The 13,645-nt window shown below is 64.9% G+C and carries 10 protein-coding genes; 6 read left to right on the top strand and 4 right to left on the bottom strand.

Annotation, left to right across the window (positions count from 1 at the left end; genetic code table 11):
• Positions 1-2: 2 nt before the first annotated feature.
• The 6 genes from tsaE (at position 3) to IHQ72_RS01745 (ending at position 9,809) form a co-directional block, all read left to right on the top strand.
• A complete protein-coding gene (tsaE, locus tag IHQ72_RS01770) occupies positions 3-1,514 on the top strand; it encodes a tRNA (adenosine(37)-N6)-threonylcarbamoyltransferase complex ATPase subunit type 1 TsaE (RefSeq protein WP_258120869.1) in 1,512 nt (503 codons plus the stop codon).
• Positions 1,515-1,534: 20 nt separating this feature from the next.
• Positions 1,535-2,281, top strand: a complete 747-nt coding sequence (locus tag IHQ72_RS01765; protein WP_258123700.1) for a nucleotidyltransferase family protein — start codon at positions 1,535-1,537, stop codon at positions 2,279-2,281.
• Entirely contained in the window at positions 2,278-5,400 is a 3,123-nt protein-coding gene (gene addB / locus IHQ72_RS01760; RefSeq protein ID WP_258120868.1) for a double-strand break repair protein AddB, read from the top strand. Before IHQ72_RS01765 ends, addB begins: the two co-directional genes overlap by 4 nt.
• Positions 5,397-8,909 carry a double-strand break repair helicase AddA gene (addA, locus tag IHQ72_RS01755; protein ID WP_258120867.1) on the top strand — a complete coding sequence of 1,171 codons (3,513 nt, stop codon included), beginning with the start codon at positions 5,397-5,399 and terminating at the stop codon, positions 8,907-8,909. Before addB ends, addA begins: the two co-directional genes overlap by 4 nt.
• Before the next feature lie 74 nt (positions 8,910-8,983).
• Entirely contained in the window at positions 8,984-9,307 is a 324-nt protein-coding gene (trxA, locus tag IHQ72_RS01750; RefSeq protein WP_027152031.1) for a thioredoxin, read from the top strand.
• A 220-nt stretch (positions 9,308-9,527) separates the two neighbouring features.
• Complete coding sequence (locus IHQ72_RS01745; RefSeq protein ID WP_065011517.1) at positions 9,528-9,809, top strand: cupin domain-containing protein; 282 nt, start codon at positions 9,528-9,530, stop codon at positions 9,807-9,809.
• Between the two features lie 42 nt (positions 9,810-9,851).
• Here IHQ72_RS01745 and IHQ72_RS01740 read toward each other — a convergent pair whose 3' ends face one another.
• From IHQ72_RS01740 to trpA, 4 genes are all read right to left on the bottom strand, one after another.
• Positions 9,852-10,271, bottom strand: coding sequence for a VOC family protein (locus tag IHQ72_RS01740; protein WP_258120866.1), 420 nt, complete (start codon positions 10,269-10,271; stop codon positions 9,852-9,854).
• A 61-nt stretch (positions 10,272-10,332) separates the two neighbouring features.
• Positions 10,333-11,658, bottom strand: coding sequence for a bifunctional folylpolyglutamate synthase/dihydrofolate synthase (locus tag IHQ72_RS01735; RefSeq protein ID WP_258120865.1), 1,326 nt, complete (start codon positions 11,656-11,658; stop codon positions 10,333-10,335).
• Between the two features lie 124 nt (positions 11,659-11,782).
• Positions 11,783-12,709, bottom strand: coding sequence for an acetyl-CoA carboxylase, carboxyltransferase subunit beta (gene accD, locus IHQ72_RS01730; RefSeq protein WP_258120864.1), 927 nt, complete (start codon positions 12,707-12,709; stop codon positions 11,783-11,785).
• A gap of 94 nt (positions 12,710-12,803) precedes the next feature.
• On the bottom strand, positions 12,804-13,643 hold the full coding sequence (gene trpA, locus IHQ72_RS01725) for a tryptophan synthase subunit alpha (RefSeq protein WP_258120863.1): 840 nt from the start codon (positions 13,641-13,643) through the stop codon (positions 12,804-12,806).
• Positions 13,644-13,645 lie beyond the last annotated feature (2 nt).

The raw sequence follows: 13,645 nt of genomic DNA, 5'->3' as shown, positions 1-13,645 counted from the left end.
CGATGGCAGGCGTGGTGCTGGAGCGTTTTCTCGCCGACGAGGCTGCGACCGCAAGGCTGGGCGAGGATCTGGCCATGTCGCTGCGCCCCGGCGACGTGCTGGCGCTCAAAGGCGATCTCGGCGCCGGCAAGTCGAGTTTGGCGCGGGCGCTGATCAAGGCAATGACCGACGATGCCGGTCTCGACGTGCCGAGCCCGACCTTCACGCTCGTCCAGAGCTATGAGGCGCGTGTTCCCGTCCATCATTTCGACCTCTATCGCCTGTCCTCGGCGTCCGAACTGGACGAACTGGGTTTCGACGAGGCGCTGGCGCAAGGCGCTGCCCTGGTCGAATGGCCGGAACGGGCAGAGGCCTATTTGCCAAAGACTTCGGTTCTGATCGAACTGATCCATCAGAACGACGGACGCCTGGCGAGATTGTCGGGACAAGGCGCTGCGGTCGAGCGAGCGGCGCGATCGCTGGCCATGCGCGAGTTTCTCGAAAGAGCTGGCTGGGGTGAAGCGCAAAGACGCTATTTTATCGGCGACGCCTCGGCCCGCTCCTATGAGATCGTCTCGCTGGCCGGCCTGCCGCCGCGCGTGCTGATGAACTCGCCGCGGCTGGTGCTCGGGCCGCCGGTCCGTGACGGCAAGCCCTATGCGGTGATCGCCAACACTGCGCAATCGGTCTCGGCCTTCGTCGCCATCGACCGGGCGTTGCGGGCCGTTGGCGTCAGCGCCCCGGAGATCCACGCGCAGGACCTGGACCAGGGCTTACTTCTGCTCGAGCATCTTGGCTCGGAGGGATTTCTCGGCCAGCACGGTCAGCCGGTGGCGGAGCGCTACGCGGCCGCAGCCGAACTGCTTGCCATGATGCACGGCAAGGCATGGCCCGATCGCATCGAGGCCGCGCCCGGTGTCTTTCACGACGTGCCGCCTTTCGACCGCGACGCCATGATGATCGAAGCCGAATTGCTGCTCGACTGGTATGTGCCGGCGATAACAGGCGGCCCGGCAAGCGATGCCTTGCGCGCCGGCTATAACAGGGAATGGAATGCGGTTCTCGACCGGTTGGAGGGGCGCGAATACACGCTCATGCTGCGCGACTTTCATTCGCCCAACATCATCTGGCGCGGCGAACGTACCGGTCACGATCGCCTCGGCATCGTCGATGTCCAGGACGCGCTGATCGGCCTGTCCGCTTACGATCTCGCCTCGCTCGCCATGGATGCCCGCGTTACAATCTCGCCTGAGATCGAGCGGCGGACGCTCGATGCCTACATCGCTGCACGCCATAAGGCCGGCGTTTTTAACGAAGACGAATTCGTCGAGACCTATGCGATGATGGCGGCGCAGCGCAATTCGAAGATTCTCGGCATTTTCGTCCGGCTCGAAAAGCGCGACGGCAAACCCTATTACCTAAAACACCTGCCGCGCATTCGCGATTATCTCCGGCGAGCGCTGGCGCATCCCGGGCTGGCCAGCCTGCGGGATTTCTATACCGCCCACGGCCTGTTGGAGGAACGATCGCTGTGACGACGCGCCCCAAGATCGCAATGGTGCTTGCCGCCGGGCTGGGAAAGCGCATGCGGCCAATCACCGACACAATGCCAAAACCGCTGGTCAAGATATCAGGCAAGACACTGCTCGACTGGAGCCTGGACAGCCTGGCCCAGGCCGGTGTCAACAAGGCCTTGGTCAACGTCCATTATTTTCCCGAACAGATCGTCGCCCATGTCGCCGCGCGCCGCGCCCCGCGGGTCGTCATTTCCGACGAAAGCGAAAGACTGCTCGATTCCGCCGGCGGTATCGTCCATGCTTTGCCGGAACTGGGAGGGGCTCCCTTTTACATCGTCAACGCCGACACCTTCTGGATCGACAGCGGCGTGCCCAACCTTGCCCGCCTCGCCCTTGCATGGGACGCGGCGAAAATGGATATTCTGCTGATGCTCGCGGAACCCCAGTCAGCAACCGGACATAGCGGCGGCACGGATTTCCTGATGTCGCCGGCCGGCGCATTGCGGCGTTCGAAAGGCGACCCGACAGGCCTGATCTATGCCGGCGCGGCGATCGTCCATCCCAGGCTTTTCAAGGATGCGCCGGCCGGGCCGCATTCGCTCAACGCCTATTTCGATGCGGCCATCGCTGTCGGTCGCCTGTTCGGTACGGTAATGCACGGCCATTGGATCACCGTCGGCACGCCCGACGCCATTCCGCTTGCGGAAGCGGCGGTTGCCGCTGCTCTTGCTGAGTCGCCCAGCGCTTTTACCGAGTTGACCAGCGCCTTCACCGAGTTGAAATGAGCGGCTCCCGCCGCGTTTTCTCGATCCCGCCCGGAGCGCCGTTTCTGCCGACGCTAGCCGAGGCCTTGCTGTCAGGGCGGCTTGTTCCCGGTTTCCGCTTCGACGGCGACCCGCTGGCGCTGGCCGACGCCACCATTTACGTGCCGACCCGCCGCGCCGCGCGGGCGCTGCGCGGCTTCTTCGTCGACCGGCTGGGTGGCCGCTCGGCGATCCTGCCGGTCATCCGTCCGCTCGGCGAGTTCGACGAGGACGAAGCTGCATTCGAGGCCGACGCATCGGCGGCGATCGACCTCGCTCCGCCTATCGCCGCGATCGAACGCCTGCTGCTGCTGGCGCCGCTGGTGCGCGCTTGGAAACGCCGCCTGCCGGCGCATGTCGCGGCACTTTTCGACGAGGAGATCGTCGTGCCGGCGTCGGCCGCCGACGCCATCTGGCTGGCGCGCGACCTGGCCCGGCTGATGGACGAGATCGAGACGGAAGGCACCGACTGGACCAGGCTCGCCGATCTGGTCACCGGCAACCTCGCCGGCTGGTGGCAAGTGACACTCGACTTCCTGAGCATCGTCACCGAAAACTGGCCGAACCTCCTCGAAGAACGCAACCGCTCCAACCCTGCCGCGCATCGCAATGCGCTGATAAGGCTGGAAGCAGCACGGCTAAAGCGCAATCCGCCGGCCGGACCGGTGATCGCCGCCGGCTCCACCGGGTCCATTCCTGCCACCGCCGAACTGCTTGCGGTGATAGCCGGCCTGCCCAGCGGCGCGGTCGTGCTGCCCGGCCTCGACCTGATGCTGGATGAGCCGTCATTCCAGGCAATTGCGGCGCCCGGCGCGCGGCCGGCCTTGCTCGGCCATCCGCAATACGGCCTGGCAAAACTGATCGGCAAGATCGGCGTGCTGCGCGGCGATGTCGAGGAGATCGCCGTTGCCGAAACGCCGCTCACGTTGCGCGCCGCACTTGTCGGCGAGGCGCTGCGGCCTGCCGAAACCACTGAGCTGTGGGCCGAGACGCGCGCCGGATTCGCCGCCGGTGACATCATTAACGCCCTCGCCGACGTGACGCTTCTCGAAGCCGCCGGCGAACGCGACGAAGCGGTGGCGATCGCCGTCGCGCTCAAACGTGCCGTCGAACAGCCCGGCCAGCGCGCCGCACTCGTCACCGGCGACCGCGCCCTGGCGCGGCGCGTCTCAGTCGAGCTCTTGCGCTTTGGCGTCGTCGCCGACGATTCGGGCGGCACGCCGCTCGCCAACACGCCTGCCGCCAGCCTGCTCAGGTTGGCGCTTCAGGCTGCGTTCCGCCCTGGCGACCCGGTCGCCCTGCTGTCGCTGCTCAAGCACACGCTGCTTGGCCTCGGCCTGGAACGCACAAGCGTCCGTCATGCGGCGGAGATCGTCGAACTGGTGGCGCTGCGCGGCGGCACCGGCCGCCCCGACATCGCATCGCTGCCGGAGCTCTTCGAGGCCCGTCTCACCGGCGTGGGTAACGGCACCCGCCCGCCTTTCTGGTTCTCCCGCCTGACTGTGCGAAACATCGAGGGCGCCCGCGAATTGCTCATCCGCCTTGCCGCCGCGCTGGCGCCGCTGATCGCCTTTCGCAGTCAAGCCGAGGCCGATCTTGCCGAATTGACCCGGGCCAGCGTCGTCGCGCTCGAAAATCTGGGCCGCACCGCGGATGGCAGCCTGAGCGAACTCTATGCCGGCGATGCCGGCGAAAAGCTCGCCGAGCTCTTGCGCGGGCTTGTCGCTGCCTCGGCGTCGTTCTCCTTCGCGGCGGACGAATGGCCCGATGTGATGGAGGCGCTGATCGCGCCCGAGACAGTCAAGCCGGCACGAGGGACCGATAGGAACATCGCCATCTGGGGTGCGCTGGAAGCCCGGTTGCAGAACGTCGACACGCTGGTCGTCGGCGGGCTCAACGAAGGCGTGTGGCCGCGCAAGCCGGAAAGCGACCGCTTCATGTCGCGGCTGATGAAGACCGGCATCGATCTCGAGCCGCCCGAGCGGCGCATCGGCCTGGCCGCCCATGATTTCCAAATGGCGATGGGGGCGAAGAAAGTGGTGCTGGCGCGCTCCGCCCGCTCGGGCGACGCACCGGCGGTGCCGTCGCGCTGGCTGCAACGCCTCCTGACCTTCATCGGCAAGGACCATGCGGCGGTGCTTCGTCGGCGTGGTGATGAATTCCTGTCCTGGGCCCGTGCGCTCGATGCCGGCGAAAGAAGAGAGTTTGCGCCGCGACCGCAGCCGAAGCCGCCGCTGGCTGTGCGGCCTCAGCATTTCTCCGTCACCGAAATCGAGACGCTGCGCCGCGACCCTTACGCGGTCTATGCCAGGAGGATCCTCGGCCTGAAGCCGCTCGATCCGGTCGTCCGCGATCCGGGCGCTGCCGAACGCGGCACGCTGTTTCACGCCATCCTGCATCTTTTTTCGCGGACAGTGGCCGATCCGCTTGTGCCGGAGGCGCTGGACGGCCTCATCGCCGCCGGCCGCCAATGCTTTGCCGAGGCGGCCCTTCCTCCCGATGTCGAGACGGTGTGGTGGCCGCGCTTCGAAAAGCTCGCCGCCGGCATCATCGAATGGGAGCGCGGCCGCGCCTTCGCCGTGACCATGCGGCATGCCGAGGAGCGCGCCGAGAAAACCGGCGTCGGCCAGTCCGGCGTGACGCTGTCCGGCTATGCCGATCGCGTCGATCTCCTGGCCGGCGGCATGGCCGACATCCTGGACTACAAGACCGGCTCCTCGCCGTCCAAGGCGCAGGCCCATACGTTGCTTTCGCCGCAACTGGCGCTTGAAGGCGCGATGCTGAGGCGCGGCGCCTTCAAGGAGCTTGGCGCGCGCGAGCCGTCGCAGCTGGCCTTCATCAGGCTGAAGCCGAATGGCGAGGTCTTCGAGGAATCGATCCTCGAATACAACCGCAAGCCGCGAACCGCCGCCGATCTTGCCGAGGAGGCCTGGGCGCGGCTCGAAAAGCTGCTGATCCACTATGCCGACCCGATGACCGGCTATCTGTCGCGGGCGCTGCCGTTCCGCGAGGGCGAGACCGACGGCGACTACGACCATCTCGCCCGCGTGCTCGAATGGTCCGCCGGCGGCGACGCCGACGACGAGGGAGGGGAGGCATGAAGAAGGCCTATCCCATCCCGACCGACACCGCCGTCAGCCAGGCAAGCGCCTCCGACCCGCAAAATTCCGCCTGGGTGTCGGCCAATGCCGGATCGGGCAAGACCCATGTGCTGGCCCAGCGCGTCATCCGGCTCTTGCTGCGCGGCACCGATCCATCGAAGATACTGTGCCTGACCTACACCCGCGCTGCCGCCGCCAACATGTCGAACCGGGTTTTTTCGACGCTGTCGGAATGGACGGCGCTTGGCGACGTCGAACTGGCGGCAAGCATAGAGGCGCTGGACGGTCGCCAGCCCGATCGCGAAACCATGCGCCGCGCCCGCCGGCTGTTTGCCGAGGCGCTGGAGACGCCGGGCGGGCTGAAGATCCAGACCATTCACGCCTTCTGCGAATCGGTGCTGCACCAGTTTCCGCTGGAAGCCAACATACCGGCCCATTTCGAAATGCTCGATCCGCAGATGGAGGCGTCGCTCTTCGCGGCCGCCCGCCGCGACATGATCTCGGGCACGGCGGCCGGCGATGCGGGGCTGGCCGAGGCTTTCGCCACCATTCTGGAGCGCGGCGGCGAACATGGGCTCGACGCATTGCTGGCCGAGATCGTGCGCAAGCGCGACGGCTTGCGCGCCTTCATCAGCGCGGCCGGCGGCGATGGCTTCCGGGCGCTGTTCGACGAATTCAAGTTTCGCGCCGGCCAGACCGCCGAAGGCCTGGCGGCGTCCGTCTGGCCGCTGCCGGGCTTCCTGCCGGACTATTTCATCACCTTTGCCCGCGCTGCCGAAGCTGCCGATGCCCGCATCGTGCTGAACAATTTGCTGCCCTACGCGCATCTTGCCTTTGCCGAGGACGATCCGGTTCGCCGACTGCAATTGCTGGCAAAAGCCTTCCTGCGGGCGGATGGCGAGCCTTATGAGCCGGCAAAGACGTTCAAGAAGGCGTTGCTTGACCGGTTGCCGAATTTTGCCGAGCGCTATCTCTCAGCGGCCGATGCCATCCTCGAAATCTCCGACCGGTTGGCCTTGTTCAGGATGCTGGAGGGCACACGTGCCGCGCTGACCATCGCTGGCTGGCTGATCGCCCGCTACGAGCACTTGAAGCGCGCCCGCGGCTTTCTCGACTTCAATGACCTCATCACCCGAACGGTCAATCTTCTGGCGCGGCCCGACGCCGGCCCTTGGGTGCAATACAAGCTCGACCAGGGCATCGACCATATCCTGCTCGACGAGGCCCAGGACACCAGTCCCGACCAGTGGGAGGTGGTGAAGCGGCTGGCCGAGGAATTCTTTGCCGGGCTCGGCGCGCGCGACACGGTCCACCGCACGGTCTTTGCCGTCGGCGACGAAAAACAGTCGATCTATTCCTTTCAAGGAGCGGCGCCCGATTCCTTCGCCGACTCAAGGCTCCTGTTTTCCGGAAGGGTGCGCGACGCCAACGCCGCCTTCGCCGATCTCAAGTTGACCTGGTCCTTTCGCTCGACCGACGACGTGCTTGCGGCGGTGGACCGTGTCTTTGCCGACCCGGTCGTGCGGCGCGGCATCAGCCACGATCCCGACCCGCTGAACCACAAGGCGATCCGCACCGATGCGCCGGGCTATGTCGAGGTCTGGCCGTCGATCGGCGCCGACGTCGTCGACGAGCCCGACGACTGGACGCAAGCCGTCGACCACGCCCATGCGCCGGCGGTGCGTGTCGCCGAGAACGTGGCGGCGACCATTGCCGGCTGGATCGGCGCCGGCGAGATCATCGAAGGCCGCGGCAAGAAGCTTCGGCCCGGCGACGTGCTGGTGCTGGTGCGCAAGCGTGATCGCTTCGTCCATGCGCTGACGCGCGCACTGAAGCGCCGCGACATCCCTGTCGCCGGCGCCGACCGGCTCAGCCTGCCCGGCCATATCGCGGTAAAGGACCTGATCGCGCTCGGCCACTTTCTTGTCCAGCCTGAGGACGATCTGTCGCTTGCCGCCGTGCTGCGCAGCCCGATTTTCGATGTTTCGGAAGAGACGCTTTTCGCGCTGGCGGGCGAGCGGCCGCCCGGTCTCTCGTTGATCGCTTCGCTCAGGCAGCAAGCCGGCGAAAGCGCCGCTTTGGCCGCAATCGTTGCCCAACTCGACACATGGTCCGATGAAGCCGCATTCAAGCCGGTGTTCGAATTCTATGCCGCGGCTCTCGCCCGCGATGGCTTGCGCAATAAGATGATCGCGCGGCTCGGGCCGGAGGCCGGCGACATCCTCGACGAGTTTCTGAGCTTCTGCCTGGCCGAGGAGCGGACCGGCCTGCCGGGGCTGGAATCCTTCCTGTCGACGCTGGAGAATGCCGGCCCCGAGATCAAGCGCGAAATGGACCAGACCCGCGACGAGGTTCGCGTCATGACCGTGCATGCCGCCAAGGGCCTGGAGGCGCCTGTCGTGTTCCTGGTCGATGGCGGTTCCGCCCCGTTCAGCGACCAGCATCTGCCGAGACTGATGCCGTTCGATGGCTCGGGCAAACACTGGGGCGGCAAGGGCTATCTCTGGCGTTCGGCCAGCGATGTCGCCAATGGATTTTCACGGGCCGCATCGGTCCGCGCCCGCGAACTGGCCGACGACGAATACCGCCGGCTGCTCTATGTCGGCATGACCCGCGCCGAGGATCGGCTGATCGTCTGCGGCTATCACGGCAAGCGGGCGCCGAACGCCGGCACCTGGCATTCGATCGTCAGTCGCGCGCTGGTCGGCGCCCCCGAAAGCACGGAGCGGCAGCACCCTGCCACCGGCGAGACCGTGCATCGGTTTCACATGACAAAATTGCCGCCGGTCGCACAGGCGGCCGCCGAAGAGGCGCGGCAGGCGCAACAGTTCGAGCCGTTGCCGAAGACCCTGTTCCAGCCCTTGCCGCCGTTCGAGGATCTGCCGCGACCGCTGTCGCCGTCCGGCGCCTCGGCGCTGATCGACGAGGCCAAGCAAGCGGTGATCGACACCGGCTCGCCGGTGCTTGACACCGAGGCGGAGCCTGGCTTTGCCGTGATGCGGGGGCTGGCGCTGCACAAATTGCTGCAGATGCTGCCCGGCATTGCTGAGGCCGAACGCCGCGATGCCGCGGAACGCTATCTCAGGCGCGCCGGGGCGCAATGGCCTGAAAGCGAGCGCGACAAGGCCTTGGCCTCGGTGACAGCGATCCTTGCCGACAGCCGTTTCGATCAGCTGTTTGCGCCGAATTCACGCGCTGAAGTCGCGGTCATGGGCAGCTTGGAGGTCAAGGGCAAGCTGCGCTCGATCTCCGGCAAGATCGACCGGCTGGCGGTCACATCAGGCAAGGTGTCGATCGTCGACTACAAGACCAACCGGCCGGCGCCTGCAACTCTGTCGGACGTTCCACCGGCCTATGTCCTGCAGCTGGCGCTCTATCGCGCGCTGCTCCAGCCGCTTTATCCCCGGCATGAGGTCTCGGCGGCGCTGCTGTTCACGGAAGCGCCGCGGCTGATCGAGCTGCCGCCGGTGGTCATGGACGACGCCCTTGCCCGACTCACGGGAGCGTGACACAACAGCTGCTTGAAGAAGGGCGCGACCACCACCACCTTTGGTGCGACAATAACTCTCGAAAGGATTTTCGCATGGCCACCGTCAAGGTCGACAAGAGCAATTTCCAGACCGATGTACTTGATGCCAAGGAGCCGGTCGTGGTCGATTTCTGGGCGGAATGGTGCGGCCCGTGCAAGATGATCGCGCCGGCGCTGGAAGACATCGCCATCGAGCTCGGCAGCAAGGTCAAGATCGCCAAGCTCAACATCGACGAGAATCCCGAGCTTGCCGCGCAGTTCGGTGTGCGCTCGATCCCGACGCTGATGATCTTCAAGGGCGGCGAAATGGCCGACATGAAGGTCGGCGCCGCGCCGAAGACGGCGCTGTCGCACTGGATCAACGGCAATCTCGCCTGATCTGGCAGATAATCCGCAGACAAGCCCGGCCCTCGCGCCGGGCTTTTTTGTGTCATCTACAGCGCCGCGCGTCCTCTTGGACGCACAAAGGACGCTGTAGCACTTGATTTGCGCATGACCCAGAAAATCGAATCCGATTTTCTGGGTCATGCGCTGGTCCGCCCTGGCACTCGCCACTTGCCGCCTCATGCTCTTGTCTGGCTTAAAGCAGGAGAACGACATGACCGGATCCGCCAAGGCCACCGTCTTCATCGACAATGAGCGCGTCATCGTCACCGAATACCGCTTCGCCCCAGGCGACAACACCGGCTGGCACCGTCATGGCCACGATTATGTCATCGTGCCGCTGATGGACGGCAAGCTCAAGCTCCTGACTAAGGACGGCGAATCCTTCGCCGAAATGAAGAAGGGGGCGCCCTATTTCCGCAAGGAGGGCGTGGAGCATGACGTCATCAATGCTAATGAAGGCGAGTACGCCTTCATCGAGATCGAGCTGAAGTAATTCACCAAGGCCGTCTCAGCCCGCCATAGGCTGGAGCCGCGGTCACCAATCCGCGATACGATCGCCTCCGACGAACTGTGCACTTTTCTCGGTATATTCAAACAGTTCTATCTTCACATCGTTAGGATCGCGAATCCATGCCTGGTAGGTATCATCGCACGCGTGTTTCTTTGAAGTGACGTCAACGCCTTTCGACCTTACGTGGGCGATCGCGGCGTCAATGTTTTCCACTTCGAGGCAGAAGTGGTTGATCTGGTTCAAGTCGCTATAGCTGGCCCCATCTTTCCGGAACACCTCGATGTGGCTGCGGCTGCCGCAATTGAGGTAGAAACCCAAAATCTTGCCGTCGCGCAGGAAGTTGAACTGGGTGTCCATGCCGAGGACGTCCCGATAGAAGCTTCGCGTCGCTTCGAGGTCATCCGCGAAGATGCAAACGTGAGCGAGCTGCTTTACCTTGATCATGACTGGCTCCTCGCGGTGATCTGACGAAGTCCGCGTCATCGTGCCCTGGTGAACACGCGCCTCAAACCGGCGGTGTGCCGTTTTCGGCCAGCACCGCGCCGGCCAGATAGAGCGAGCCGCTGATCAGGATGCGCGGTGGCGGTCCGTCCCATGTGTCGCGCAGCAGCATCAGCGCATTGGCGACGGAGCTCACCGGTTCGGCCGAGAGGCCCGCCTCGACGGCGCGGATCGCCAGTTCGTCATTCGGCACGCTGGCCTCGCTGAGGCTCACCGGCACCGTGTAGACATGCCGCACCAACCCCTTGAAGGCGCTGAAATAGCCGCTCTGGTCTTTGGTGTTGATCATGCCGGAAATCAGGAACAGCGGCCGCGGGTTCTTTTCCTCCTGCTCGGCAAGTGCTTCGGCGACGACAACGCCGGCGCCCGGATTGTGGCCGCCGTCGAGCCAGATGTCGGCACCCTTCGGCGCCAGTTCCGTCAGTCTGCCTTGCGGCAATTTCTGCATCCGCCCCGGCCAGGTGACATTGGCCATCGCCTTGTCGGCGACGCGATGGCTGATCTCGAAGCCCGCCGCCTTGACCGCTGCAATCGCCGCCGCCGCATTGGCGAACTGGTGGCGCCCCGGCAGGCGCGGCGGCGACAGGTCCATCAGCCCGTCTTCGTCCTGATAGACCATCCGGCCGTTTTCCTCGAAGGCGAGGAAATCCTGGCCATAGACGAAGGCGGGACAGTCGAGCCGCTCGGCGGTTTCGATAAGCACCTGCAGCGCCGTTTCGCTTTCCTGCGCGCCGATAACCACCGGGCAACCGCCCTTGATGATGCCGGCTTTTTCGGCTGCGATCAGTTCGACACGGTCGCCGAGAAAGGATTCGTGGTCGAGCGAGACCGGCATGATCACCGACACCGCCGGGTCGCTGATGACATTGGTGGCATCAAAGCGGCCGCCGAGACCGACCTCGATGATGACGGCATCTGCCGGATGTTCGGAAAACAGCAGGAAGGTGACGGCGGTGAGGATTTCGAAGACGGTGATCTTCTGGCCTTCATTGGCTTTGGCGACGCGGGCGATGGCGTCGGCAAAGACCTTGTCCTCGACCAGCCTGCCGCCACCATCAGCGGCCAGCCGGTAGCGCTCATGCCAGTTCACCAGATGCGGCGATGTGTGGACATGGACGTGGTGGCCGGACGCTTCGAGCAGCGCCCGCGAAAACGCGGCGCAGGAGCCCTTGCCGTTGGTGCCGGCGATGTGGATGACCGGCGGCAGATGGTCCTGCGGATTGCCCAGCCGCTCCAGCAGCCGCGAAATGCGGTCGAGCGAAAGATCGAAGCCCTTCGGATGAAGCGACATCAGGCTTTCGATTTCGCGGTCGGCGGCAAGCGTGGTCATGGGAGAATCCTAGCGCATGACCCCGAAAATCGAAATCGATTTTCGGAAAGGATCATGCGCGAAATCAACATGCTACAGCGCCACGGATGGCGCGCAATCGCGGTTCGCGACGACGGATGTCGCGTCAGGCTTGCGGGCGTGCTTCCGCCGGGAGCGCCACCGGCGGCAGGATTTCCGGTTCCAGCGCCTTTTCTTCTTCCGGCAGCTTGAGCAGCATCTTCAGGAGCCGCGCGATCGTCTGGCGCATCTCCAGCCGAGACACCACCATGTCGACCATGCCGTGCTCCATCAGATACTCGGCGCGCTGGAAGCCGTCGGGCAGTTTTTCCCTGATGGTCTGCTCGATGACGCGCGGCCCGGCAAAGCCGATCAACGCGCCGGGCTCGGCGATGTGCACGTCGCCCAGCATGGCGTAGGAGGCGGTGACGCCGCCGGTGGTCGGGTTGGTCAAGACGACAATATAGGGAAGGCCGGCTTCCTTCAGCCGATCGACGCCGATCGTGGTTCTCGGCAATTGCATGAGCGACAGGATGCCTTCCTGCATGCGGGCGCCGCCGGAGGCCGCGAACAGGATCAGAGGCCGCTTGCGTTGCACTGCGACCTCGAAGCCACGAACGATGGCGTCGCCGGCGGCCATGCCGAGCGAGCCGCCCATGAAGGCGAAGTCCTGCACAGTCACCACCACCGGCAGGCCTTCGACGGTCCCCAGCGCATTGATGATCGCGTCCTCCAGCCCGGTCTTGGCCTTGGCCTCCTTCAGCCGGTCGGTGTAGCGCTTCTCGTCGCGGAATTTCAGCGGATCCTGCACCACCTTGGGGTTTTCGAGCATCTCGTACTTGCCGTCGTCGAAGAAGAATCTCAGCCGCTCCTTGGCCGAGATCTTCATGTGATGGCCGGAGGACGGGATGACGAACTGGTTCTGCTCCAGGTCCTTGTGGAAGACCATCTCGCCGGTCTCCGGATCCTTGATCCAGAGGTTCTCAGGCATGTCGGTGCGCCGGCCGAGCATCGAATTGATCTTCGGGCGAACGTAGTTGGTGATCCAGTTCATCGCTTCGGCTCCTGTCCTGACGAAGAGTTAGACCATGATCCCGAAAAGTGGAAACCGGTTTCGCTGGAGATCATGGTCAACCAGAAGATCAAGACTATTCGGCGGCAGCAAGGCGGGCTGCGCGCACGCCTTGCGAAAGCCCGCTGACCAGCGTGGCGACCGCCTCGGCCGGGTCGGCGGTCTTTTCGCCCTTCGGCCCCAGAACATTGGCGACCGCATTGACGATCGCGGTGCCGACGACGACGCCGTCGGCCGACGCCCCGATGATGCGTGCCTGCTCGGCGGTCTTGACGCCGAAGCCGACGCAGACCGGCAGGTCGGTATGGCCCTTGATGCGCGTGACCGCCGCCGCCACCTTGCCGGTGTCGGCAAGCGCCGAGCCGGTGATGCCGGTCATCGACACGTAATAGACGAAGCCGGAGGTGTTCTGCAGCACCTTGGGCAGGCGCTTGTCGTCGGTGGTCGGCGTCGCCAGCCGGATGAAATTGATGCCGGCCTTCAGCGCCGGAATGCAAAGCTCCTCATCCATTTCCGGCGGCAGGTCGACGACGATCAGACCGTCTATGCCGCTGGCCAGTGCATCCCTGAGGAAGCGGTCGACGCCGTGGATGTAGATCGGATTGTAGTAGCCCATCAGCACGATCGGCGTTTCCTGGTCGGCGGCGCGGAATTCCGACGCCATCTTCAGCGTCTTGACCAGCGTCTGGCCGCCTTTCAGCGCGCGCAGGCCGGCCGCCTGGATCGCCGGGCCGTCGGCCATCGGATCGGAAAACGGCATGCCCATTTCGATGATGTCGGCGCCTGCCTTGGGCAGCGCCTTCATGATCGACAAAGCGGTGTCGTAGTCCGGGTCGCCGCTCATGAAATAGGTGACCAGTGCCGGGCGGCCTTCGGCCTTCAGCTTGGCCATGCGGCGGTCGATGCGGGTGGTCATGA

The sequence above is a fragment of the Mesorhizobium onobrychidis genome, assembly GCF_024707545.1.
Classification (GTDB): Bacteria; Pseudomonadota; Alphaproteobacteria; order Rhizobiales; family Rhizobiaceae; genus Mesorhizobium; species Mesorhizobium onobrychidis.
Note: the sequence above shows the minus strand (reverse complement) of the source record. Positions and strands in the feature narration are given on the sequence as shown.